We start from the raw sequence: 22,090 nt of genomic DNA, 5'->3' as shown, positions 1-22,090 counted from the left end.
TCGGATCATTGCCGTGTCGCCATGAAATAGCGGCCGGGCTTGACCCCGTCCGGGAGTGGAAGGGTGCCAAGGCCCGGTGCCGGCATAGGTTGATCGCTGACCAGAATGCCGCCCGGCGCCATCAGTGCCGAGACCTGCGGGGCGATGGCGCTGGCAAGCGCCTGACTTGCAGCGGCATCGCCGCTGCCCAGATCGACATGGACGAAGGCAGCCGATCCGGCGCCCAAGCGGGCCAGCGCTGCGGGAAGGGTGTCGGTAAAATCGCCGAGGAAGAGGTGGTCGGCGGGGGGGATGCAATCGGGATGGGCCGCCACCTGGCGGTCGAAGACATAGATCTCGCGCCCGGGGCAGATCTCGCGCAGATGATCATAGGTACGGCCATTGCCGAGGCCGAATTCCAGCACGATTCCCGGAATGGCCTTTGCGCGCGACGCTGCGTCAGCGAGGCAGTTGCGCTGGGCTTCCAGTCGGCGGATGAAACTGTCGAGGCGGCTCAAAATCGTTTCCTTATTTCCGCGCAGCCACGGCTTCGCGCAATTGCGCGTTCATATGCTCGATGCGCTGCGCCAGGACCCGCATGACCTCGATCCCGATCGAGGGGAAATCGGTGACCATGCGGAAGAACAATTCCTTGGTGATCTTGAGCGTGGTCATGGCCTGTGTGGCGCGGATGGTTGCGGTGCGCGGCACATCACAGAGGATCGCGATCTCGCCCACAAAGGCGCCGGGGCCGACATCGGCCACCTTCAAGGGACCGTTCGGCGTGTCGACCAGAATGTCGGCGGCACCGCCCAGCACGATATAGGCGGCATCGGCGGAATCACCCTGATGGAACAAAGTATCGCCGGGCTGGTACTGCGCCCGCTCGCTGGCAAAGGCCATGAGCTTCAGCTTCGCCGGCTCGACCTTGGCGAAAAGAGGAATGCGCTTCAGCGCCTCGACATCTTCCTGAATACTCATCTCACCCATCCCGATGACATCTGCCAGTCCGGCAATAAAAGCATGTAACTATGTGACCGCTTCGGCCAGCGCCCGGAAACGTGAATCCGGCCGATCGAGATCGGCGGGCTTGCCCATCTCCGCGATACGGCCATCCTGCATCACGGCCACGCGGTCGAACGTACGGGCGAGCGCCGGGGTGTTGGTGACACAGACGATCGCCGCCTTGTGGAGATCGTCCCGCACCCGCTTCATCAGGCGCCGCTGGCTCGGCTCGTCGAAGGCCGAGACCGTATTGTTGAGAATGACAAGCTGCGGCCGTTTCAGCAAGGCACGGATCAAACCCACTTTCTGGCGCTGGGTAATGGACAGTTTCTTCCCGGCGGCACCCACATTGAAGCCAAGGCCGACGGCGATGACGCGGGGTTTGAGCCCCAAACTGTCGATCACTTCGGAAAGGACGACGCCCACTTTCTGGGCGGATTGCGCCTGGCCATAGACCAGACGGCCGAACAGGATGTTGTCCTGGACCGAGGCGGCGGCGTTGTAACGCTCGGGGTCATAGAATTCGATGGCATCGACATAGTCGCGGGGCAGATTGTCGCGAAAGGCGCGCCGCGCAGCCAACAGATGCGCTTCCAGCTTGTCGTCGATCAGGCCCAGGCGGTGCCTTGCCTCGATATAGGGAAAAGTGAGGGCGATCAGGCGTTTCTTGTCGTCAGGCGATGCGCCGTCAGGACCGCTCTTCTGCAGTCGCGTCACCAATTGCTGGTAGAGCGGCAGGTCCTCGGCCGAGATGAAACTGAATTGTTCGAAGAAGGGATGGCCGGCGGGCAGATCGGCGAACAATTCGACCATGGTCTCGGCAATCTTCCCGCCGAGCTGGATGAGATCGTCGGCGACGCCGGATTCAGCCAGCGTCACCGCGAGATAGGCGTTGTCGCCCAACGCCTCCGGCGCGAAGCCAGCCTTCAAGGCCGTGCCGAAAAGGACATTCTCGGCCACCGTCATGTTGCGGTTATAGCGCTCGGGATCGAATGGTTCGACGAGCATGGCGAGGCTGGGCTGGACCAGGCGGCCGCGCATCGCCTCGCGCGCTTGCAGGAACAATTCGGCCAGGTTCTCGCTGCCGCCATTGGCCGCTTCCGGATCGAGGCGCCCGCGCAGGCCGAACTGATAGACATCGTCTTCGAGTTCGACCAATGCCAGCAATTCCACCAGCCGCGCGTGGAGTGCTGCCCGGTCGGCGATGCCGGCGCCTTCCAGATCAAGCCAATCGGCCTCGATGTCGAGATCCGGATTGCCGGCCCGCCGGGTCTCGAACATGCGCTGTTCATGCCGGATAAGCGCCCGGTCGTGGTACTCGGCCGGCCGTATCGGGCGATGTTTCAGGCTGTAGAGCAGATTGTCGGTCAAGGAGAGCGGCAGCAGATAGGTCTCGTCGCCGATATAGGCGAAGCGGCGGCCGGTGATGGCTTCCGGCAAGGTCGCCAGATCTCGCGCGCCGTAATTAATCTGGCCGCCCACCGGCGCGACCAGCCGGCCGAGAAGGGCTGCGAGGGCTTCCTTGCCGCTGTTATTGCCGCCGATGATGGCGACATGCTCGCCGGGCGCGAGGTCGAAGCTGGCCTCGTCCACCATGCGCGCGCCGGATTCGTCGATATAGGCGACGCGCTGCACCGAAAGAATGGCCGGTTCGATTCGCGGGTCGGCATCCACTGCCTGCAATTGTGGCGGCAACATGCCGGGCGGCGAGAATTGCTCGATCACCTGGTCATATTTGATCTGCACGTCCTGGCGCTGTTGGTCCCAATCGATCAATTCCTTGATCGGCGAGGGCAGGTCCTTGTAGGCGCTGATGACGGCGAGCAGCGTGCCGACATCGAACTGGCCCTTGAGCGCGAAATAGCCGCCGATCAGGAAATAGAGAAAGGGCGTGGTCTGCGCCATCATGTTGTTGATGTATTTGACCAGGAACTTGCGCTGATAGAGCTCGAAGCGGATCTGGAATATCTTGCCGAGGCGCGCCACGATATCCGCACGCTCGTAATTCGACGTGTCGTGGGCGTGGATTTCGGCGGCGCCGTCGACCGATTCGGCAATGCGGCCGGCCAATTGCCGCGCCGTGATCTGGCGCTGCTTGCCCAGCATCAGAATCTTGACGCGGAGCTTTGGGATGACGGTGATCTGCACCGCCAGCATGGCGATCGTCACCAGCCCCATATAGATATTCTGCATGAAGATGAAGATGAGCGCCGTCGCAGCCATGCCGCCGAGATAGGCCGGGGTGATGAAGGCGTCGCCGATGAAGCCGCCCAAGGGCTCCACCTCGTCCTTGATCATGGTGGCAATTTCGGCCTGTTTCACCTTGCGGAAATGCAGCAGCGGGAATTGCAGCACCCGGTCGTAAAGCTCGAAACGCAGGCGCCGCAGCATGCGTTCGCCGAGGCGCCCTTTTTCGGTGTTCACGAGCTGCTTCATCCAGCCGTTGAGCACGACGAAGAAGAGGTAGGAGAAGCAGAGCGCGAAGAGATATTCGACCTGCGGGAGCTGGAAGCCGTTGAAGAGATGAATCGGACCGCCCAGCCAATCCGGGAACGGCAATGTCAGGTCGAGAAAGGGCGCGGTGGCGGAATTCTGGAAGGCTTCGCCCTGGATCGCCTCGTTGACGATCCTTTTGGGCAATTCCAGAGAGACCAGGTAGATCAGCAGGCTGGCGACGACGACGACCAGGATGACGACCTGGTCTCGCCTGGAGTGGCGCCAGATGTATTTGAAAAGATTTGGCTCCATCGCCGGTGGCGACCCCCTGGCGTTCAGTCGATAAATTACCGTGCCCGGATGCCAACGGAACCGAAAAATCACAAATTGTCAATGCCTTGGCGGAAAACAGCAGAATTGCCTGTCAAGAAACTTTGACTTCCGGTCGCGCTTTGCGATGTGCCATACTTCGCGCCAATTCACAGGCTAAATCACAGGCCTTTCGGCGCTCGCGACGTATCGGGGGATGGCCCGCGTGCATTTGGAAGATAGCATGACCCGGGGCGCCCGCGTCCTCATCTACTCACATGATACCTTCGGTCTCGGCCATTTGCGCCGTTGCCGAACCATTGCGCATTGGCTGGTCGAGCAGAATAAGGACATGTCGGTCATCATCCTGACCGGCTCGCCCATCATCGGCAGCTTCAATTTCCGCGCCAGGGTCGATTTCGTGCGCATCCCCGGCGTCATCAAATTGCGCTCCGGCGACTACACTTCGCTTTCGCTGCTGATCGATACCGAGGAGACGCTGGCGCTCAGGGCCTCGATCATCAAGCATACGGCCGAGATCTTCGATCCCGACATCTTCATCGTCGACAAGGAACCGCTGGGCCTGCGCGGCGAGGTGACCGAGACCCTGGAGATGCTAAAGGAGCGGGGGACCCATCTGGTCCTGGGCCTCCGGGACATCATGGACGAGCCGGCGGCCCTGGTGCCGGAATGGCAGCGGAAGAACGTTCTCCCCGCCTTGCGCGACCTTTACGACCAGATTTGGATCTACGGCCTGCCGCAGATCTGCGATCCTCTGGAAGGGATCGACCTCCCGAAATCCGTACAGCGCAAGATGGTCTATACCGGCTATCTGCACCGCTCGCTGCCGCAGGGGCCGGAAAAGCCGACGCCGCTCCACAAGATCGAGACGCCCTATCTGCTGGTGACCACCGGCGGCGGGGGCGACGGCGAGGATGTGGTGGATTGGGTCCTTCGGGCCTATGAGAACGATCCGCGCCTACCTTATCCCGCACTCCTGGTGCTGGGGCCTTTCATGCATTCCGACCGCCAGACCGAGTTCCTGGCGCGGGCCGCCCAGCTCGACAAGGTCGAGGCCATCACCTTTGATGCGCAGATGGAGCATCTGATGTCGCGGGCGATCGGCGTGGTCGCCATGGGCGGCTACAATACCTTCTGCGAGATCGTTTCCTTCGACAAACCGGCCTTGATCATTCCGCGTACGCGGCCGCGCATGGAACAATATCTCCGCGCTGCCAAGGCCGAGGAATTGGGCCTTGCCGCCATGCTGGAAGACGACGGTACCCGCGATTGGCACAAGATGGCGACGGCGTTGCGGCAATTGCCCCAGCAATCAAAGCCTTCCGACGTCGTGGTTCCGGGCTTGCTCGACGGACTCATCAACGTCAACCGGCTGACCCAACACGCGCTCGAACGTGGCCGCATGCCGGCCTCCCTGCGCCTCGCACAGCGCAAAAGATGATTCCCCATTTCCTCCCCCTTCCGGGGGAGGGTTGGGTGGGGGCATGACAGCGATGATTGTTGCGCATCGAGACTCCCACTATGCCCCCCTCCCGACCTCCCCCCTGAAGGGGGGAGGGGATGAGGCTGCGGCCAAGAATGCGATCCCTGTTCAGTGACCGGTAAAATCCTCTTTTTGCTGAAGGGTTATCCGCGCCTTTCCGAGACCTTCATCGCGCAGGAAATCCGCGCGCTGGAACAGCGCGGCGTGCCGATCGAGATCTGGAGCCTGCGGTTTCCGACCGATAAACATCGCCATCCCGTGCATGGCGAGATCGTGGCGCCGGTACATTACCTCCCGGAATACCTCTATCAGGAACCGCTGCGGGTGCTGCGTGGCGTCGCCAAGGCATTGTGGCGCCCCGGTTTCTATCGCGCGCTTTGGCAATGGCTGAAGGATTTTGCGCGCGAGCCCACGCCCAATCGCGGCCGGCGTTTCGGCCAGGCTTGCGTATTGGTGGCCGAGATGCCGGCGGAGACGATCCGCCTGCACGCGCATTTCCTGCACACGCCGGCCTCGGTCGCCTATTACGCCCATCTGATGACGGACGTACCCTGGAGCTGTTCTGCCCATGCCAAGGATATCTGGACGTCGCCCGATTGGGAGAAGCGCGAGAAACTCCTAAGCCTGGATTGGCTGGTGACCTGCACCGCGAGCGGGCATGCGCACCTGCAAAGTCTCAGTGCAACGCCAGCAAAGATCGCCCTAGTCTATCACGGGCTTGATTTCAGCCGCTTTCCAGAGCCGCCGGCGAAGCCTGTTGGATCGCGTATCGAGATTCTCTCGGTCGGCCGCCTGGTGCCGAAGAAGGGCTATCCCACCCTGCTGGCGGCGCTTGCCAAGCTGCCGCCCGATTGCGACTGGCACCTGACGCAGATCGGCGGCGGGCCGCTCGATGGCGAATTGAAGACGCTGGCACAGCAACTCGGTATCGCCGCGCGCATCGATTGGTTGGGCGCCTTGCCGCAGGAGCGGGTCCTTGCCGCCTATCGCTCGGCCGATATTTTTGTGCTGGCAGCACAGGTCGCAGCCGATGGCGACCGCGATGGCCTCCCCAATGTGTTGATGGAGGCGCAGAGCCAGCGCGTGGCCTGCATCGCTACCCATATCTCCGGCATTCCGGAATTGATCCATGACGGCGAGACCGGACTGCTGGTGCCGCCGGAAGATGCCGGGGCGCTTGCTGCCGCGCTCAAGTGCCTGAGCGAGGATCCGGCCCTTCGCCAGCGCCTCGCAGAGGCCGGCTTCGCCCGTGTCCGCGGCCATTTCACCATGGATGCCGGCATCGAGGATCTCGAGCGGCGCTTCCGGCCCTTCTGATCCGCTGCCGCGATACTTCCCGGCTTCCGCCGCAATCCTGCCCGAAAGCAACCTTAGGTAAGGTATTGCCGCGCCGAAGCGGCTTGGACATGGGGAAGCATATGACGGGACGGATGCTCGCCACATTGATGGCGTTGCTTGCGCTGGCCGCGTGCCAGACGAGATCGATTTCGGATTCGGGTTTTTATGACCAATATGCCTATGCGGGTAACCGCAATCCCTTCTATCAGGGAGAAATCGACGAGCTTGATCTGATTGTTCCGCAGGGCGAGAAGCTGGCCGCAGAGAGCGAAATCGCGCAGGCACTGGCGGTGGCAAAGCCGATTGGCGCTGTCAAGAATCAGCCCCTCCTGGTCGTGCAATCGGGTGCGATCATGCCGGACGAGTTGATGATGCAAGCGTTGTCGGCTGATTTTACTGCCGCACCTTTCTCTGGCATTCCGCCGCGCAAGGAGGCATCGACAAGTACTGAACAGCTGACCTATGGCGAGCGGTTGCGTCTTGCTGCGGCCAATGGCGGCTTCCATCAGATCTTTGTTTATTGGGGGATGTTGGAGACGGCGCAAACCGATGGACCGACCAAAGTCATCTCCTGGGTGCCGATCATCGGCGCGGTCGTGCCGGATGAATCACAACGCATGCGGATCCAACTGAAGGGTGCGCTGATCGACGTCGTCAGTGGTCGCTGGCGTATGTTTCAGCCGGAGCCGATCGAGGACAGCGCCATCAGCGCCAGTATCAACCGTGTCAGCACGGACCAGGATCAGGTCGGCAAGTTGAAGCAGATAGGCTATGTTGGACTTGCGCGTCTGCTGGCCGATAGCGCCGTTCCACTCGAGGGCAATTGATCGGATCGTCAGAAGCTCACATCCCGCAATCGATACGGTCGAAGACCTTGCACTTCTCCTTGCTGCAGAATTGGCCGTCGAGAGTCTCGGCCTTTCCTTTGCGGCCGTCGGTCTTGAAATTGTCGACCTTGGCAAAGCCCTGCATCTCGCAGAAGGCTTGGGCGATTCCGCGCGCATCCGATTTACCACAATCGTCACCGTCGAGCTTCTGACAGGCAAAGAGCCGGTTGCCATTGATTGTCACCGGCGGCGAGAAACGCTGAGATCGCTTTTTCGGCGCGGCGGCAGGTGCGGCCTCGACCGGGCTGAGGACCGAGGCGCCGGGCTCGGCAATCACAGGCGCGGCGCTCGGCGCTACCGGCGGCGGAAAGATGAAGAGGATATTGGACGCCATCGCATAGACATGGCCGAGGGGGCCGACAATGGGCTGTATCGTGCCGCCGCCGACCCAGGAAATTTCCGCGACCTTTTCCAGCGTGTTGGTATCGTAGGTCAGGAACGAACCGGCGGTGGAAACGAAGAGATGCGAGCGCGAGGCTGCGCCGGAGACGATGGATTGGGCGGGTAGGGCGATGTTGCGCGTTACGACGGCACCGATGCCGGCACCGCCGAAGACGGCCATCTTGCGGTCATAACCGATGACGGCGATGCGGCCGTCGGCCATGCGCGTCGGGGCGGCGACGGCATAGGGCACGGCGATCGCGGATTTTGCGTTCATGTTCGGCCCAGCGAAGAAGACCTCGGCGTTCCGTTTGTCACGATCCGCGGTGACGATGGCGGTATGGCCGTCGGGCAGGACCATGGGCGGCGAGGCGAACCAGCGATCGTTCTTGTGAACGCGGAAGATTTCGCTGAAGCGCTGTTGGGCGAAGGTCAAGGCGACGAGATCCCGGCTCTGGTCGGTCACCAGGATGAAGGGTGTTCCAGGGCTGTCATAGGTGAAGATGGCGGCACCCGGATGCGGCACCTTGATATCCGCCGGCAACCGGTTCGCCGGGTCGGGAATGTAGTCGTCGCCGCTCGGGTTGAAATCGGGGGCGAGCAGGCAGGACAAGGTGATCGGCGGAATAGCGCACCAATTAGAATGGCCGGATTCGCCGGTGATCTCCTGCCGCCAGTTCATATAGCTGATATCGTCGACGAGATTGCCGTTGCGGGCGAAGGCGAGGAGATGCGCATTGAAGCCGTAGCGATCCGGGTAATAGGCCGGCACGATGACGAATTCCGTGCCGCCGGAACGCCAGATATTGGGCGGCGCGCTGGTCGTGGGGCCGTAGCTGCCGCTGTCGTTGGGAAAGGGCGTCTGCCAGGAAAGCGAGCCGGCGGGCGTGAATTTGTAGAGCGTCGAATCGTGCCGCACCAAAGGCGGAGTGACGAGGTCGTTGCGAACGGTCCTGGTGCCGACGACATAGATCGATCCTTCGCCATCGATGACGGGGGCGGCAAGGATCGTCTGGCCGCCGCCGATGCTGGCGGTCCAGTTGCGCGTGCCGTTCGGTTGGAACGACATCAACTGCCCCTGCTGATTGCCGAGATAGAGCGTGCCATTGGCATCGGTGACCGGACCCGAACCGGGCGCGAAGGTGCCGATATTGCCGACATTGGCCGGTGCAGCGGCGGGCGCCGTCACCACATCGGCAAAGCCGCGATTGGGGCCGTCGCCATGGGCGCTTTCCCAGGCCCACGCAGATGAGGTCGGGCCAAGAACTGCCAGGGCGATACAAGCGGATGATGCAAGAACAGACAGGACGCGGCGACGATCTGAGCGGATCATCTCTATGCCTCCATCAAGCAACCGTTCCCGAGGCGAAAGCATACGCCTGTTGCTGGTGCTGGCGAGACACGTCGCTGTGATGGTGCACACTATTGGTGTGCTTTTTGGCGCCGCTACTTCCGGTCCTGGGCGATGAAACGATCGGTTTCGGTGCCGGCGATTCCAGCCTCGGCACCGATGCGGCGGGCGAGGATGGCGGCGGCGTCGCGCATCTTGCCAGGTGGCCGGTCCAGCCAATAGGAGACCGGGTTCAAGACCTTGCGCGTATCGACGACGGCCATGCGCCCGGCTTCGATCAGGGCGGCGGCGAGCGGCGGGCGGGCAAGTGCGATACCCAACCCAGCCTCGGCGGCATCGAGGACAAGGTTGTAATCCTCGAAGCGCCGGTCATGGGCGCGCGGGCGATAATCGAGGCCTTGGGCGGCGAACCAGGCGCGCCAGCCGGCGGCATCGGAATCGTGAATAAGCGGATGATCGAGGAGGCGCGCCGCCTCGCCCTTCCGCCCGATCCTGTCGGCGAGCATGGGTGCCGTGATGGGAAAGACTTGTTCCTGGAAGAGCTGCAGCGAGACGCGGCCGGGCACGGCGCCGCGGCCGCAGCGGATGGCAAGGTCGATCCCTTCATCGGCCAGATCGATATGGCGATGCTCGACGCCGAGATTGATCCGGAGACTGGGATCGCCGCTTTCCAGCCTGGCGAGGCGTGGCATCAGCCAGAGCCCGCAGATCGAGGGGATCGAGTTCATGCGCACGACGGCTGTGCCCCGCTGCTCGCTCCAGCGATCGGCACTGTCGGCGATCAGGCTGAAGGCTTCGCTGGTGCGCAGATAAAGACGCTGGCCCTCCGGCGTCAGGGCGACACCGCGCGCCTGACGGGTGAAGAGCTTCAAGCCCAGCCAGCGTTCCAGCTTGGCGATTTGCCGGCTGATGGCGCCATGGGTGAGGTTGAGGCCCTCGGCGGCGGCGGAAAAGCTGCCGCTCCTGGCCGCGGCCTCAAAGGCGCGCAAGGTGTCGAGCGGGGGCAGCGGGATGCCGGAGCTGTGATCCATATGCACAGCTCATATATTGTCTGCTCGTTTGTCAAGAAGATGACGGTGCCGGATGGTAGGGCCGGATCCAATTCAAAGGCATTGTTATGAGCAGCATGGTATTTGAGACCCGCAAATCCGCGGAAAGCGGCACCACCTGGCTGGCGCTGGCCATCACCATCGGCGCCTGGGCGTCGGCCTTTCCGGCGATCCGCGCCGGGCTTGGAGGATTCGGGCCACTGGAATTGGGGGCGGCGCGCTTTGCCATCGCGGCATTGCCGGCGGCGCTCTTTCTGCTGATCACGCGGCCCGGCCTGCCGCGCTGGGGCGAGGCCTGGCGTTTCGTCACCGGCGGCCTGTTCTTTGTCTGCCTCTACACGATCCTGTTGAATTTCGGTGAACAGACCGTCACCGCGGGTCCGGCGAGCTTCATTATCAACGTCAACCCGATCATCACGGCCCTGCTCGCCATCGCCTTGCTCGGCGAGCGCTTCGGGCTCTGGTCCTGGGCGGGCACATTGCTCTCCTTCCTCGGCATCGGCCTCATCGCTTTGGGCGAAGGCTCGGCGATGCAATTCGATTGGGGGGCCTTGCTGATTCTGGGTGCCGCGCTCTGCAATTCGATCACGACCGTGGTGCAGAAGCCGCTCTTCAAGACTCACAAACCGCTCACCGTCTCGGCCTCGAACATGGTGCTGGGCGCCCTCTTTCTGGCCCCCGCTTTGCCGAATGCCTGGGTGCAATCCGCGAGTGCTTCGTCGGAAGCCCTATTCGCGGCGATTTATCTCGGCGTGGTGCCCAGCCTCGTCGCCTATGGTAGCTGGGCGATCGTGCTCTCGCGCCTGCCCGCCAGCCGCGCCTCCAACTTCATGTATTGCGTGCCGCCTGTCGCAACGCTCCTCGGATTCCTCTGGCTGGGCGAGGTGCCGAGCGTGCTCGGCATCGCTGGCGGCGTTCTGGCTTTAGGCGGCGTAGCGCTGGTCAATTTGAAGAGAGCGTGAAGATAGTCGAAGAGACCAGCCTTACTCTTCCCCGAATTTCTTGCGCACGTCGTAATCGTGCGACTTCGCCCAGGTCTTGATCGCGGCTTCGAGATCGGGATCGGATTTGGGCGGCAGGGTGACGACGAAGCGGACATATTGATCGCCGCGATTCTTCGTTTTGGGGTTGAGGATGCCCTTGCCCTTCAGGCGCAACTGCGTACCCGAGTTGCTGCCGATCGGGACTTTGAGGGCGACACGGCCGTCGATGGTGGGGATCTCGATGGTGCCGCCCAGCACGGCTTCCGGCAAGGTGATCGGGCATTCCAGCAGCACGTCGAAACCGTCCCGCTCGAAATAGGGATGGGGCTTCACGGCGATCTCGACAAAGGCGTCGCCATTGGCCGAGCCGCCTTGGCCCGCCATGCCCTGGCCTTTCAAGCGCAACTGGCTGCCGGTCTCGGTGCCGGCGGGAATGGTGACGTCGAGGGTCTTGCCGTCGGTGAGACCGACGCGTTTCTTGGTGCCCTTGGCGGCCTCCAGGAAATCGACGTCGAGGCGGTAGGTGACGTCGGCGCCGCGCATCCTGACATTGGGGCCGTTGCGGCCGCGGCCGAAGCCGAAGAAATCCTTGAAGATGTCGTCATTCTCGTCGACATCGATGCCAAAATCGCGCGGGCCTTTCGCCTTGCCGCCGGCGGCACCGCCGCGGGCATTGCTCCAGGGGCCGCCGGGCTGGAAGCCAGCGCGCGGATTGCCGTTCTCGTCCAGCTCGCCGCGGTCGAATTTCCGCCGCTTGTCCGGATCGGACAGCAGGTCGTAGGCAGCACTTGCCTCCTTGAACTGGCCCTCGATCTTCTTGTCGCCGGGGTTGAGATCGGGATGCAGTTTCTTGGCGAGCTTGCGATAGGCCTTCTTGATCTCGTCGGCGCTCGCCAGGCGGCTCACGCCCAGGACTTTATAGGGATCTGCCATGGAGGCTTCCGCGGTCAATGATTCTGGGGGCGATAATTCTTGCTAGAGGAATGGTGTCATGATGCGGCCGCTGGCGCCAGCACGGCGTCACTTCACGATCTTCCAGGTGCCGTCCGGCTGGCGGCAAGCCGTGCCCCGACCGGTCGAGCTTTGCCCCTGCGCAGTGACCCCCGTCTCGAACTCGCGGCAGGTCTGGCCGCTGGCGGTTTTGGTGGTATCGACCGGCTTGGTATAGCCGGCGGTCTGATTTTGCGGATTCGACCATTTGGCGCTTTGCCCGTCCGGGACGTTGTTGAGGGCATAATTCGCGTTCTGATAGGAGGTCTGCTGGTCCTGGCGGTCGAGATAGGCGCCGACCTGATTGCCGACGACACCCCCGGCCAGGGCGCCAAGGCCCGCCGCCCACCACCAATCATCCTCGCCGCCGATGGCAGCGCCAGCGGCTGCACCGGCAACAGCACCCAAGGCGGTCCCGGTCTGCTGCTTGTTCCAGCCGCCGCCCTGCGTACAGCCGGCGAGCCCGACACCCGAAGCCGTGAGGAGAACAAGGCCGGTCGCTATGCGCCGGAAACCGCCGGCAGAAAAAATCCTGGCAGACATTGGGGCAACCTCTTGCAAAGTCAGAAAACCACCCTGGAAAATGGCGTCATCCGCGCCTTAATTCAATGCTATAGAGAAACCTCAATCGAACGTGATGGATCCCGCGATCATGGATGACGGAAAACCCGAGGCGACACCCGGCGATCTGCGCTCTTGGGGCGAGCCTTTCGCCACGGCAAAGGCCTGGCTGGCCGAGGCCGAGAAAAGCGAAATCAACGACCCCAATGCCATGGCCCTGGCCAGTGTCGGCGAGGACGGCATGCCGTCGCTGCGCATGGTGTTGCTGAAGGACGTGGACGAGCGCGGCTTCGTTTTCTACACGAATTTTGAAAGCCGCAAGGGCCGCCAGATCCTCGCCACGAAGAAAGCCGCCCTGCTGCTGCATTGGAAGAGCTTGCGGCGCCAAATCCGGGTTGAGGGCGAGGTGAGCGTGGTCTCGGATTCGGAAGCCGATGATTATTATCATTCGCGGCCGCGCGGCAGCCAGATCGGCGCCTGGGCCAGCCAGCAATCGCGCCCGCTCGAAAGCCGTTTCGAACTTGAAAAGCGCGTCGCCCTCTATACCGCGAAATATGCCATCGGCACGGTGCCGCGGCCGGCCTATTGGTCGGGCTTCCGCATCCGCCCGACCTATTTCGAGTTCTGGGAAGACCGGCCGTTCCGTCTTCATGACCGACTGATCTATCATCCCGCGGGCGATCAGTGGCGGACCGAGAAATTTTATCCATGACCGAGGCGGGTGCCGCAATCGCACCATCGCTCGACCGGCAGGCAGCCGGTCGGCTGATGCGCCGTGCCACCGTGGCGGCGCTCGCGGCGGCGCTCGTCATGATCGCGATCAAGCTCTTTGCCTATCTGGCGACCGGCTCGGTGAGCCTGCTCTCGACTCTCTTCGATTCCGCCCTCGACTTCGCGGCCTCGATGGTCAATCTCATCGCCGTGCGGCAATCCCTGATGCCGGCCGATGCCGAGCATCGTTTCGGCCATGGCAAGGCCGAGCCCTTGGCCGGCCTGGTGCAGATGGCTTTCATCCTGGGCTCCTCGCTCATCCTGCTGGTCGAGGTCTATGACCGCTTCACGGAGCCGCATGTCGTTACGCGGTCCGAAATCGGCATCGGCGTGATGCTGGCTTCGATCGTCATCACAGGGGCACTCATTTTCTATCAGCGCCGTGTCGTACGGTTGACCGGTTCGGTTGCCGTGGGCGCGGATTCCGCCCATTACGGCAGCGATTTCCTGGTCAATTTCAGTGTCATCCTGGCGCTCGTCCTGGTTGCCCAGTTCGGCTTCTGGTGGGCTGATCCGGTGTTCGGTCTCGCCATTGCCATCTTCATCGGTTACACGGCCGTACAGATCGGTCGGCAATCCCTCGACATGCTGATGGACCGCGAGATGGACGATGCGACGCGCGAGAAGATCAAGATGATCGTGCGCGGACATGCCGAGGTGATCGATCTTCATGATTTGAAGACGCGCAAGGCCGGCCTCGACAGCTTCATCCAGTTCCATCTGGAACTCGCCGACGACATTTCTCTCAAGGAAGCCCACAGCATCGCCGATGCAGTCGAGGCACAATTGCTGGCGGCCTTTCCCGGCGCTGCCATTCTCATCCATCAGGACCCGCAATCCGTGGTCGTAAAGCGCCGTTACCGCGCCTGATCAAAAAAGAGGTTTCGTTCATCATGTCCGTTTCTCAACGCAAGACCGTGATCCTGACCGGCGCCAGTCGCGGCATCGGCCATGCGACCGTGATGCGCTTCAGCGAGGAAGGCTGGCGCATCATCACCTGTTCCCGGGAGCCAGTGCCGGAAGAATGCAAGCGCGATCCCAACTGGACTCATCACATCACGGTGGATCTTGCCTTGCCCCAGGATGCCGATCGTTTCGTCGAGATGGCGACGGATGTGCTGGATGGCGCCCCCGTGCATGCCCTCATCAACAATGCAGCTATCAGCCCGAAAACGCCGTTCAAGGAGCGGCTCGGCTGCCTCAACGGTGATCCCGCCGCCTGGCGCGAAGTTTTTGAACTCAATCTTTTTGCGCCGATGCAATTGGCTCGTGGATTCGCGCCGGCGCTCGCCAAAGGCAAGGGTGCCATCGTCAACATCACCTCCATCGCCGGGCACGCGATTCACCCCTTCGCCGGCTCGGCCTATTCCACCTCGAAAGCGGCGCTTTCGGCACTCACGCGCGAGATGGCGAACGAATTTGCGCCCTTGGGCGTAAGGGTGAATGCGGTGGCGCCAGGCGAGATCGAGACGGCGATGATCGGCCCGGAATATGAGGCTTTGATTCCGCGCATCCCGATGGGCCGCATGGGAACGCCGGCGGAGGTGGCCGGCGTCATCTACCAGCTCTGCGGCCGTGATTTCTCCTATGTCACCGGCACCGAAATCTTCCTCACCGGCGGCCAGCATCTTTTCTAGCCGGCATCTTTTCTAGAAGCTTCGCGGCATGATCCGCTTCAGCAGCCAATGCGTCGGCCAGAAGACGAACAGCGGCAGTGCTGCGAGCAGCAGCAGGAAATAGGCCAGCGGTGGCAGCCAATCCTGCGGTGCGTCGTCACCCAATCCATAGACATAATTGATGTTGACGGGCAGGCCCGGATTGTCGGCCGGGGCCGGCGGTGGCGGGGCGATGAAATAACAGAGGATGAGAAGTCCGGTCGCGAGCGGCCACCAAAGCCAGATGGCGCGCCGGTCATAGCCATGCCGCCAGACCAGATAGAGCAGGAAAAGCGGCAGCCAGAAGTGAAAGAGAGAAAGGAAGCGCGTGAAGAGGGGCAGCTCCTGGTCGAACATATAGGCGGTCATGCCGGTGATCGGGAGGCCGATCATGCCGCCCAGGAAATCCGCCATCCACAGCGTTTGCGGCAGCAGGATGCCGATCGCCGAAGCCGAGGCCCAGATCATGTTGCCCGACCAGAGCGAGATGAGCGTCAGCAATAAGGCGACGTCGCAGAAATAGAGAAAATTGGTTGGGCCGTAATCGCGCCAATAGACCGGCACCAGAACGGCGACGAAGAATGTATAGGGCAGTTTCAGCCAAAGGGACGGAGCGGGATGTGAGTTAGGCATCAGGTCCAGTGGTCTGCCAGCGTTATATCTCGATGTTCCGGTCATGGTCCCCTAGTAAGTGCGCGGTGTCATCCCCATATTCACCTTGTCGAACTGTCTTGCCACGCTCTCTACGACTACGCCTTTATCGGCGACCAGCCTATTGATGCCCGCCTTTCAGACCTCGATAGATCCCCGGCTTTTCCGGTGGTCTCACGCCAATTAGGAGATCTGAAATGTCTGTTGGCACAGTGAAATGGTTCAATTCCACCAAGGGTTATGGCTTCATTCAACCGCAGGATGGCGGCGCCGACGTGTTCGTGCACGCTTCCGCGGTCGAGGTTTCGGAACTCAACTCGCTCGTTGAAGGCCAGAAAATCTCGTACGAAGTCGAGCGCGATCAGCGCTCCGGCAAGCAGAGCGCAGTTGCCTTGAAGGCTGCGTAAGCTCGTCGTTGACGACGTCTTGGATGCTGCCGCCCGCGTTAACGACGCGGGCGGCAGTTTCTTTTTGGGGCCATTCATTCCAGAATGAGTGACGGCCCTGTTGGTTGACGGGAGGCATATATGGCCATTGCAGACATGATTCCGACATTGGACGACACGGCGCTTGCCAATCTGCGCGATAACGCAGCCAGGCTCGGCGTGAGCGGTGCGGCCCAGCAACAGAAGCAGGCGGCGATCCTGCTGCCGCTCATCGAGGCGGAACTTGCCAGCCGCAAGGCGGCCAAGCCGAAGCCGGTCCGCGGCACCGCGAAGAAGAAAGTCGTGGTCGTCGATTCGGACGCCTGAAGAAGGCGTCCGAATCCACCTCCAGCCTACTTCTTCTTTCCGCCGATGAGGGCGTCAGCCTTGGGCGACAGGAAGGTGGAGAGACCGGCCGCCGGCGTCTTGGTCTTGGTCTGTTTCGGCTTCTTGAGCTCGCGATTGCTGCGTTTCTGGCCTTTGCTCATGACGGACTCCTGATGTGAGATAGGTGATCCGGCGCGTGATTGCGTCGGGTAAAGCGGCTTTCTGTCAGCCGAGATCCGCGGCGGCCAGCGTGTAGGAGCCGCGGCGGTTGCGCTGATAAACACGGCCGGCGGCCTGCAGGATGCGGTCGCGATGCCGATCGAAGGCGTTGAGCAGGCCTGGCTCGTCCCGCGTTGCCTGCGGATCGATGCGGCACAAGGCGTCCGCTTCGATGAAGAACGGAATTTCCAGAGACGCGTCATAGGCCCAGAAACGCACGCAAAGCTGGCGTGCGTCGAAACTGCGACTCTGATTCGGGAAGCTTAATGCCATCCCGTTCACCCTAGGCTCATTTCGAGCTGTTGTCCGATTTCATTTGACGCAGGTTTGGCGTCAGCTGCGCGACATGCGGGTGCCGAAGCCCCGCGACGAGGATTCGCTGCGCCCGACAACTTGTCCCGCATGGGCGTTACGCCAGCCTGATGTGCCCTTGCAATGACGGCAGATGCGCTCGCCGGCCCAAGTGCTTTCAAAGCTCTTATGGCAGCGGAGACAATCGCGGATTTTCACGTCGGCGATGTCATGCTCTGGCGGGAAGCTGTCACTATACATCCAGTGAATATGGTAATGCGCATGCTGCTTGGTAAGGCCTGCGCCATTCTGCCTCATCCCGCAGGGCGTTGGCTTGCAGCCGATTTCCGGGAACCTTCCTTTAGGGCGATGTAATCGCAAAATAAATCTGGTCATTTTTATTTTGCAATTTTAAATAAATAATTACGTTGTAACTGAATATTTCGGAGCCATATCTCATTCGTTGATCAAATTTATTGATCTCAAATAAGTATTTTTTGAAAGGTACTCATAATGTCCAGTTCAAGCAATGTGACCAATCCGACGTTGCCGGCCAACGACAAGCCCGCTGCCACGCCGCAGCCGGTGCCGACGGCTCCGGCCAAGGAAACCGCGCCGGTTGAGACGCCGACCAAGTAGGAATCTCGCTGGCTTGCGGGGAATGACCGTGGCGGCAAAGTCGCCGCCGCGGTCGTTTCACCGTTGCCCCTCAGGAGATTCCTGGGGGAGAACACGCATAGGGAGGTCGCCATGAACAAGCTCGAAACGACTCATGCGGGAGCCGGCCAGATCAACGAGACGCAGCGCACGACGACATCCGTCGTGACCTTTGCCCGGCCATTCCGCCTGGACGGGATGATTGATACGTTTCCGGCCGGCACCTATCAGGTCGAGACCGATGAGGAATTGCTGCAGGGAGTCTCTTTCCCGGCCTATCGCAGGGTAGCGACGGTGATGCAGCAGGTTCTCGAACCGCCGCGGCCCAACATGCCGGTAATCTCGGTCGGTGATCCGCGGCAGCTCGATCTGGCTTTGGTGATCGACCGTGCCGAAGGCGCCTTGGATCGCGCCGATATTGTGCTTCCGATGGATGAGCCACAATCATGAGCCGCTGGTTCATCCCGCCGATCGCGGTGCCGGTGGCATTGTTGATCGGCGTTTTGATTGTTTCGTTTATGCGAGCGGCCTGAGCCCCGTACTAGCCCACCAGATCCCAATAGGGACGCGGGCCGAAATGTTCGATCAGGAAATCGATGAAGGCCCGTACCTTGGGTGAGAGGTGGCGGGAATGCGGGTAGACGGCATAGATGCCCGCGTCTTCCGGCACGTAGTCGCGCAAGAGCGAGATCAGTGACGAGGCCTGCAAATCCGCCCCGACAATGAAATTGGGCAGGAAGGCGATGCCGCTTCCCGCCATTGCCGCCACGCGCAGCACGTCGCCGTTATTGGCATGGAGATGCGCCTTGATGGGCAGCGGCCAGGGCGACCCATCGAGATGCTTTAGGCGCCATTCCGGAATGAGCGTGTTGGTGCTGTAGCACAGGCAGCGATGATCCTTGAGGTCATCGGGGGTTTCCGGGGTCCCGAATCTCTCGAGATAAGCTGGGCTCGCGCAAAGGATCATCCTGAGATCGGCCAGCTTGCGCGCGACCAGGCTGGATTCGCCGAGGCGCCCCACCCGGATCGACAGATCCAATCCCTCATCCACCAGATCGACATAGCGGTCGTTGAGATTGAGGTCCAGTTCGACCTCGGGATATCTCGCCATGAAAATCGGCACGGCCGGCGCCAGATGCAGAATGCCGAAACTCATCGGGGCACTTACCTTGAGCCGTCCGCGGGGCGCCGTGCGCGTCTGGCTGACCGCCATATCCGCTTCCTCGATCTCCGCCAGGATGCGCGTCACTTGGGTGTGATAGGCGCGCCCTTCTTCCGTGAGCGTCAAGGAGCGGGTGGTGCGGTGGAAGAGCCGCACGCCGAGATGCGCCTCGAGATCAGCCACTTGGCGGCTTATCAGGGATTTTGAGCTCCTGAGGCGCCGCGCCGCTTCGGAAAAGGATTTGGTCTCCGCCACCCGGACGAAGGCCTCCATTGTCGCCAATCGATCCATTGTCCCCTCATGTGCAACAGTGTTGTGATAATGTAGCAGATTGTTGCTAAATTCGGCTAGCGGTAAGTTCCTCTCCAGAGCCAAGGCGGCTCCTGAAACAAAGACCTGACACACCCAAATCGGCCGACAGGGCCGGTAACCGAAGGAGAGACCATCATGAGCAACACCACCCCGAAAGCCGTCGCCGCACCCGGTAAACTGCTGCTGAACGGCGCCGACCACACGCTGATCCTGATCGATCATCAATCGCAGATGGCCTTTGCCACCAAGTCGATCGACATGACCATGCTCCGCAACAATGCCGCCCTGGTGGCTCATGCGGCGGCCGAGTTCAAGGTACCAACCATCCTCACCACGGTCGCCGAAAAGACCTTCTCCGGCCCGATGTTCTCGGAAATCAAGGAAGCCTTCCCCGGCGTCGAGGCGATCGACCGCACCAGCATGAACACCTGGGAAGATCCCCGCATCGCCGTCCGTGTCAACGAGATCGGCAAGGGCCGCATCGTTCTGGCCGGCCTCTGGACCAGCGTGTGCATCGTCGGCCCGGCTCTGTCGGCGCTGGATCAGGGTTTCGAGGTCTATGTCATTACCGATGCCAGCGGAGACATCACCGAGGAAGCCCATAACCAGGCGGTGACCCGCATGGTGCAGGCCGGTGCCCGGCCGATGACCTCGCTCCAATACCTCCTCGAATTGCAGCGCGATTGGGCCCGCTCGGAGACCTATGACGAAACCAACCGGACGGCGCAGCGTTTTGGTGGTTCCTACGGCCTCGGCATCACTTATGTTCGTGCCATGCTCGGTGAACACGCCAGCGAAGCCGGCGCCAAGAAGTAAATTGAACGAGGCACCCGCCAGAGATGGCGGGTGCCTTTCCATCAAGCGCCAATCCCTGCCGCAGGAACCATGAGATGAAAAGCTACCGCCGCCGCGATATTCTTCGTACCAGTGCCGCCTTCGCGGCGACCGGATTCACCCTTGGCCTCACGGGCTGTGCCACCGGAGTTTCGATGTATCCCGATACGATTTTGCTGAACGGCCGCTTCACCACCCTCGATCGCGCGCAGCCCAATCCGGAAGCGGTGGCGATCACCGACGGCCGCTTCAGCGCCGTGGGCGATGCCAAGGATATTCTGGCCGGCAAGGGGCCGCAGACCAAGGTGATCGATCTCGGCGGACGCCGCGCCATTCCGGGGCTCATCGACAGCCACACCCATGTCATTCGCGGCGGCCTCAACTACAATATGGAATTGCGCTGGGATGGTGTGCCCACTTTGGCCGATGCCATGGCGATGCTGAAACGGCAGGCCGATGTGACGCCGCCACCCCATTGGGTGCGCGTGGTGGGCGGCTTTACCGAACATCAATTTGCCGAGAAGCGCCTGCCCACCCTGGACGAGATCAACGCGGCAGCGCCCGACACGCCGGTCTTCATCCTGCATCTTTACGACCGCGCGCTGCTCAATGGCGCCGCCTTGCGCGCGGTCGGCTATGACAAGAACACACCCAACCCGCCCGGCGGCGAAATCCAGCGCGACGGTGCCGGCAATCCGACCGGCCTGCTGCTGGCAAAACCCAACGCCCTCATCCTCTATGCCACCCTGGCCAAGGGGCCGAAGCTGCCTTTGGAACAGCAGGTCAACTCGACCCGGCACTTCATGAACGAGCTCAACCGCCTGGGAATCACCAGCGTCATCGATGCGGGCGGCGGGTTTCAGAATTACCCCGACGATTACAACGTGATCGAGCAATTGCATGCCAAGGGCGAGATGACGGTGCGCATCGCCTACAATCTCTTCACCCAGAAGAAGGGCGAGGAGGTGGCCGATTTCACGCGCTGGACCAATATGGTGAAGCCGGGCCAGGGCGACGATCTCTACCGCGTCAACGGTGCCGGCGAAATGCTGGTCTTTTCAGCGGCGGATTTCGAGGATTTCCGCGAGCCGCGCCCCGATCTCGATGCCGGTATGGAAGGCGAGTTGGAGCGTGTGGTGCGATTGCTGGCCGAAAAGCAATTTCCCTGGCGTTTGCATGCGACCTATGACGAAACCATCGACCGTGCCTTGGATGTGTTCGAGAAGGTGCACCGCGACACGCCGATCGACAAGCTGCACTGGTTCTTTGACCACGCCGAGACGGTCAGCGATCGCAACATCGACCGCATCGCGGCCTTGGGCGGGGGCATCGCCGTGCAGCACCGCATGGCCTTCCAGGGCGAGTACTTCATTGACCGCTATGGCGCCAAGGCCGCCGAGGCGACACCGCCGATCAAGAAGATGCTGGCGGCGGGTGTCCCGGTGGGTGCAGGCACCGATGCGACGCGGGTTGCCAGCTACAATCCCTGGGTCTCGCTTTCCTGGCTGGTGACGGGGAAGACGGTGGGCGGCACACGACTCTATCCACCCGCCAACCGTATGGACCGCGTCGAGGCGTTGCGTTTGTGGACCCAGAGCAATACCTGGTTCTCGCGCGAGCAAGGGAAAAAGGGTCGCATCGCCGTGGGCGAACTCGCCGATCTCGCCGTACTGTCCGCCGACTATCTCACCGTTGCGGAAGACGAAATCGCGCATCTCACATCGGTGCTCACCCTGTTGGGTGGAAAGATCGTGCATGGTGCCGGCGATTTCGGGGCCTTTGCACCGAAGCTACCCGAGATCACGCCCAATTGGTCACCGGTGAAACTCTTCGGCGGCTATCAGGATCGCGCCAATCCCGGCCTGCAGAAAGTAGCCGCGGCCGGCTGCGGCTGTGCCAGCCTTTGCAACGTCCATGGGCATGATCATGCCCGTGCGTGGACGAACGGCGTTCCGGTCTCTTCCAGATCGGAGTTCTGGGGCGCGCTCGGCTGCGGCTGCTGGGCGGTGTGAG

The 22,090-nt window shown here is 61.8% G+C and carries 25 protein-coding genes; 13 read left to right on the top strand and 12 right to left on the bottom strand.

What is annotated here, in order from left to right; genetic code table 11:
* Positions 1-5 precede the first annotated feature (5 nt).
* From ACE3PR_RS10705 to ACE3PR_RS10695, 3 genes are read right to left on the bottom strand one after another with little or no spacing between them, the layout of a single operon-like run.
* Entirely contained in the window at positions 6-497 is a 492-nt protein-coding gene (locus tag ACE3PR_RS10705; protein ID WP_374371517.1) for a class I SAM-dependent methyltransferase, read from the bottom strand.
* Positions 498-507: 10 nt separating this feature from the next.
* Complete coding sequence (locus ACE3PR_RS10700; protein WP_374371515.1) at positions 508-960, bottom strand: cyclic nucleotide-binding domain-containing protein; 453 nt, start codon at positions 958-960, stop codon at positions 508-510.
* Between the two features lie 48 nt (positions 961-1,008).
* Positions 1,009-3,732 (bottom strand): ABC transporter transmembrane domain-containing protein, encoded by a 2,724-nt coding sequence (locus tag ACE3PR_RS10695; RefSeq protein ID WP_374371513.1) that lies wholly within the window; start codon positions 3,730-3,732, stop codon positions 1,009-1,011.
* Positions 3,733-3,973: 241 nt separating this feature from the next.
* On the opposite strand from ACE3PR_RS10695, the gene ACE3PR_RS10690 reads away from it, so the two are divergent.
* The 3 genes from ACE3PR_RS10690 (at position 3,974) to ACE3PR_RS10680 (ending at position 7,398) form a co-directional block, all read left to right on the top strand.
* Positions 3,974-5,191 carry a glycosyltransferase family protein gene (locus ACE3PR_RS10690; protein ID WP_374371511.1) on the top strand — a complete coding sequence of 406 codons (1,218 nt, stop codon included), beginning with the start codon at positions 3,974-3,976 and terminating at the stop codon, positions 5,189-5,191.
* Positions 5,192-5,344: 153 nt separating this feature from the next.
* Positions 5,345-6,550, top strand: a complete 1,206-nt coding sequence (locus ACE3PR_RS10685; protein ID WP_374371509.1) for a glycosyltransferase family 4 protein — start codon at positions 5,345-5,347, stop codon at positions 6,548-6,550.
* A 101-nt stretch (positions 6,551-6,651) separates the two neighbouring features.
* A complete protein-coding gene (locus ACE3PR_RS10680; protein WP_374371507.1) occupies positions 6,652-7,398 on the top strand; it encodes a hypothetical protein in 747 nt (248 codons plus the stop codon).
* Between the two features lie 16 nt (positions 7,399-7,414).
* On the opposite strand, the gene ACE3PR_RS10675 is transcribed toward ACE3PR_RS10680, so the two are convergent.
* Both ACE3PR_RS10675 and ACE3PR_RS10670 read right to left on the bottom strand, forming a co-directional pair.
* Entirely contained in the window at positions 7,415-9,172 is a 1,758-nt protein-coding gene (locus tag ACE3PR_RS10675) for a hypothetical protein (protein ID WP_374371505.1), read from the bottom strand.
* 113 nt (positions 9,173-9,285) lie between these two features.
* Entirely contained in the window at positions 9,286-10,221 is a 936-nt protein-coding gene (locus ACE3PR_RS10670; protein ID WP_374371503.1) for a LysR family transcriptional regulator, read from the bottom strand.
* A 95-nt stretch (positions 10,222-10,316) separates the two neighbouring features.
* On the opposite strand from ACE3PR_RS10670, the gene ACE3PR_RS10665 reads away from it, so the two are divergent.
* A complete protein-coding gene (locus ACE3PR_RS10665; RefSeq protein WP_374371501.1) occupies positions 10,317-11,201 on the top strand; it encodes a DMT family transporter in 885 nt (294 codons plus the stop codon).
* Between the two features lie 21 nt (positions 11,202-11,222).
* On the opposite strand, the gene ACE3PR_RS10660 is transcribed toward ACE3PR_RS10665, so the two are convergent.
* Together ACE3PR_RS10660 and ACE3PR_RS10655 are read right to left on the bottom strand one after the other, a co-directional pair.
* Complete coding sequence (locus ACE3PR_RS10660; protein ID WP_374371499.1) at positions 11,223-12,155, bottom strand: DnaJ C-terminal domain-containing protein; 933 nt, start codon at positions 12,153-12,155, stop codon at positions 11,223-11,225.
* Between the two features lie 87 nt (positions 12,156-12,242).
* Positions 12,243-12,755 (bottom strand): RT0821/Lpp0805 family surface protein, encoded by a 513-nt coding sequence (locus ACE3PR_RS10655; protein ID WP_374371497.1) that lies wholly within the window; start codon positions 12,753-12,755, stop codon positions 12,243-12,245.
* 109 nt (positions 12,756-12,864) lie between these two features.
* Between ACE3PR_RS10655 and pdxH the strand changes: the two genes are divergently transcribed.
* From pdxH to ACE3PR_RS10640, 3 genes are read left to right on the top strand one after another with little or no spacing between them, the layout of a single operon-like run.
* Entirely contained in the window at positions 12,865-13,485 is a 621-nt protein-coding gene (gene pdxH, locus ACE3PR_RS10650) for a pyridoxamine 5'-phosphate oxidase (RefSeq protein WP_374371495.1), read from the top strand.
* Complete coding sequence (locus ACE3PR_RS10645; RefSeq protein WP_374371493.1) at positions 13,482-14,414, top strand: cation diffusion facilitator family transporter; 933 nt, start codon at positions 13,482-13,484, stop codon at positions 14,412-14,414. Before pdxH ends, ACE3PR_RS10645 begins: the two co-directional genes overlap by 4 nt.
* Before the next feature lie 23 nt (positions 14,415-14,437).
* Complete coding sequence (locus ACE3PR_RS10640) at positions 14,438-15,181, top strand: SDR family NAD(P)-dependent oxidoreductase (protein WP_374371490.1); 744 nt, start codon at positions 14,438-14,440, stop codon at positions 15,179-15,181.
* Between the two features lie 12 nt (positions 15,182-15,193).
* On the opposite strand, the gene ACE3PR_RS10635 is transcribed toward ACE3PR_RS10640, so the two are convergent.
* Positions 15,194-15,832 carry a hypothetical protein gene (locus ACE3PR_RS10635; protein WP_374371488.1) on the bottom strand — a complete coding sequence of 213 codons (639 nt, stop codon included), beginning with the start codon at positions 15,830-15,832 and terminating at the stop codon, positions 15,194-15,196.
* Positions 15,833-16,047: 215 nt separating this feature from the next.
* Here ACE3PR_RS10635 and ACE3PR_RS10630 point away from each other — a divergent pair, with 215 nt between their 5' ends.
* Both ACE3PR_RS10630 and ACE3PR_RS10625 read left to right on the top strand, forming a co-directional pair.
* Positions 16,048-16,257 (top strand): cold-shock protein, encoded by a 210-nt coding sequence (locus ACE3PR_RS10630; RefSeq protein ID WP_374371486.1) that lies wholly within the window; start codon positions 16,048-16,050, stop codon positions 16,255-16,257.
* Between the two features lie 120 nt (positions 16,258-16,377).
* Complete coding sequence (locus ACE3PR_RS10625; RefSeq protein ID WP_374371484.1) at positions 16,378-16,602, top strand: hypothetical protein; 225 nt, start codon at positions 16,378-16,380, stop codon at positions 16,600-16,602.
* A gap of 26 nt (positions 16,603-16,628) precedes the next feature.
* On the opposite strand, the gene ACE3PR_RS10620 is transcribed toward ACE3PR_RS10625, so the two are convergent.
* From ACE3PR_RS10620 to ACE3PR_RS10610, 3 genes are all read right to left on the bottom strand, one after another.
* Positions 16,629-16,763, bottom strand: coding sequence for a hypothetical protein (locus ACE3PR_RS10620; protein ID WP_374371482.1), 135 nt, complete (start codon positions 16,761-16,763; stop codon positions 16,629-16,631).
* A 64-nt stretch (positions 16,764-16,827) separates the two neighbouring features.
* Positions 16,828-17,094: a DUF1488 domain-containing protein gene (locus tag ACE3PR_RS10615; RefSeq protein WP_374371480.1), complete on the bottom strand. Its 267-nt coding sequence runs from the start codon at positions 17,092-17,094 to the stop codon at positions 16,828-16,830.
* 60 nt (positions 17,095-17,154) lie between these two features.
* On the bottom strand, positions 17,155-17,508 hold the full coding sequence (locus tag ACE3PR_RS10610) for a hypothetical protein (protein ID WP_374371478.1): 354 nt from the start codon (positions 17,506-17,508) through the stop codon (positions 17,155-17,157).
* Between the two features lie 117 nt (positions 17,509-17,625).
* Here ACE3PR_RS10610 and ACE3PR_RS10605 point away from each other — a divergent pair, with 117 nt between their 5' ends.
* Both ACE3PR_RS10605 and ACE3PR_RS10600 read left to right on the top strand, forming a co-directional pair.
* Positions 17,626-17,751: a hypothetical protein gene (locus tag ACE3PR_RS10605; RefSeq protein ID WP_374371476.1), complete on the top strand. Its 126-nt coding sequence runs from the start codon at positions 17,626-17,628 to the stop codon at positions 17,749-17,751.
* A gap of 111 nt (positions 17,752-17,862) precedes the next feature.
* Positions 17,863-18,219 carry a hypothetical protein gene (locus ACE3PR_RS10600; RefSeq protein WP_374371474.1) on the top strand — a complete coding sequence of 119 codons (357 nt, stop codon included), beginning with the start codon at positions 17,863-17,865 and terminating at the stop codon, positions 18,217-18,219.
* Between the two features lie 91 nt (positions 18,220-18,310).
* Here the strand turns inward: ACE3PR_RS10600 and ACE3PR_RS10595 are convergent, their stop codons facing one another.
* Positions 18,311-19,222: a LysR family transcriptional regulator gene (locus tag ACE3PR_RS10595; protein ID WP_374371472.1), complete on the bottom strand. Its 912-nt coding sequence runs from the start codon at positions 19,220-19,222 to the stop codon at positions 18,311-18,313.
* Positions 19,223-19,378: 156 nt separating this feature from the next.
* Between ACE3PR_RS10595 and ACE3PR_RS10590 the strand changes: the two genes are divergently transcribed.
* Positions 19,379-20,059, top strand: coding sequence for a hydrolase (locus tag ACE3PR_RS10590; RefSeq protein WP_374371470.1), 681 nt, complete (start codon positions 19,379-19,381; stop codon positions 20,057-20,059).
* Between the two features lie 74 nt (positions 20,060-20,133).
* A complete protein-coding gene (locus tag ACE3PR_RS10585; protein WP_374371468.1) occupies positions 20,134-22,089 on the top strand; it encodes an amidohydrolase in 1,956 nt (651 codons plus the stop codon).
* The last annotated feature ends 1 nt before the right edge of the window (position 22,090 follow it).

The sequence above is a fragment of the Dongia sp. genome (genome assembly GCF_041909655.1).
Classification (GTDB): Bacteria; Pseudomonadota; Alphaproteobacteria; order Dongiales; family Dongiaceae; genus Dongia.
This window is presented reverse-complemented; position numbering and strand designations above follow the sequence as displayed.

Bases quoted from the DNA above. Each gene is read 5' to 3' on its own strand.
- ACE3PR_RS10625 (WP_374371484.1), top strand. From the start codon at position 16,378: ATGGCCATTGCAGACATGATTCCGACATTGGACGACACGGCGCTTGCC.
- ACE3PR_RS10595 (WP_374371472.1), bottom strand. From the start codon at position 19,222: ATGGATCGATTGGCGACAATGGAGGCCTTCGTCCGGGTGGCGGAGACC.
- ACE3PR_RS10590 (WP_374371470.1), top strand. From the start codon at position 19,379: ATGAGCAACACCACCCCGAAAGCCGTCGCCGCACCCGGTAAACTGCTG.
- ACE3PR_RS10670 (WP_374371503.1), bottom strand. From the start codon at position 10,221: ATGGATCACAGCTCCGGCATCCCGCTGCCCCCGCTCGACACCTTGCGC.
- ACE3PR_RS10655 (WP_374371497.1), bottom strand. From the start codon at position 12,755: ATGTCTGCCAGGATTTTTTCTGCCGGCGGTTTCCGGCGCATAGCGACC.
- ACE3PR_RS10665 (WP_374371501.1), top strand. From the start codon at position 10,317: ATGGTATTTGAGACCCGCAAATCCGCGGAAAGCGGCACCACCTGGCTG.
- ACE3PR_RS10645 (WP_374371493.1), top strand. From the start codon at position 13,482: ATGACCGAGGCGGGTGCCGCAATCGCACCATCGCTCGACCGGCAGGCA.
- ACE3PR_RS10585 (WP_374371468.1), top strand. From the start codon at position 20,134: ATGAAAAGCTACCGCCGCCGCGATATTCTTCGTACCAGTGCCGCCTTC.
- ACE3PR_RS10620 (WP_374371482.1), bottom strand. From the start codon at position 16,763: ATGAGCAAAGGCCAGAAACGCAGCAATCGCGAGCTCAAGAAGCCGAAA.
- ACE3PR_RS10675 (WP_374371505.1), bottom strand. From the start codon at position 9,172: ATGATCCGCTCAGATCGTCGCCGCGTCCTGTCTGTTCTTGCATCATCC.
- ACE3PR_RS10610 (WP_374371478.1), bottom strand. From the start codon at position 17,508: ATGACCAGATTTATTTTGCGATTACATCGCCCTAAAGGAAGGTTCCCG.
- ACE3PR_RS10640 (WP_374371490.1), top strand. From the start codon at position 14,438: ATGTCCGTTTCTCAACGCAAGACCGTGATCCTGACCGGCGCCAGTCGC.
- ACE3PR_RS10605 (WP_374371476.1), top strand. From the start codon at position 17,626: ATGTCCAGTTCAAGCAATGTGACCAATCCGACGTTGCCGGCCAACGAC.
- ACE3PR_RS10630 (WP_374371486.1), top strand. From the start codon at position 16,048: ATGTCTGTTGGCACAGTGAAATGGTTCAATTCCACCAAGGGTTATGGC.
- ACE3PR_RS10680 (WP_374371507.1), top strand. From the start codon at position 6,652: ATGACGGGACGGATGCTCGCCACATTGATGGCGTTGCTTGCGCTGGCC.
- ACE3PR_RS10695 (WP_374371513.1), bottom strand. From the start codon at position 3,732: ATGGAGCCAAATCTTTTCAAATACATCTGGCGCCACTCCAGGCGAGAC.
- ACE3PR_RS10600 (WP_374371474.1), top strand. From the start codon at position 17,863: ATGAACAAGCTCGAAACGACTCATGCGGGAGCCGGCCAGATCAACGAG.
- ACE3PR_RS10615 (WP_374371480.1), bottom strand. From the start codon at position 17,094: ATGGCATTAAGCTTCCCGAATCAGAGTCGCAGTTTCGACGCACGCCAG.
- ACE3PR_RS10690 (WP_374371511.1), top strand. From the start codon at position 3,974: ATGACCCGGGGCGCCCGCGTCCTCATCTACTCACATGATACCTTCGGT.
- ACE3PR_RS10635 (WP_374371488.1), bottom strand. From the start codon at position 15,832: ATGCCTAACTCACATCCCGCTCCGTCCCTTTGGCTGAAACTGCCCTAT.
- ACE3PR_RS10700 (WP_374371515.1), bottom strand. From the start codon at position 960: ATGAGTATTCAGGAAGATGTCGAGGCGCTGAAGCGCATTCCTCTTTTC.
- ACE3PR_RS10660 (WP_374371499.1), bottom strand. From the start codon at position 12,155: ATGGCAGATCCCTATAAAGTCCTGGGCGTGAGCCGCCTGGCGAGCGCC.
- pdxH (WP_374371495.1), top strand. From the start codon at position 12,865: ATGGATGACGGAAAACCCGAGGCGACACCCGGCGATCTGCGCTCTTGG.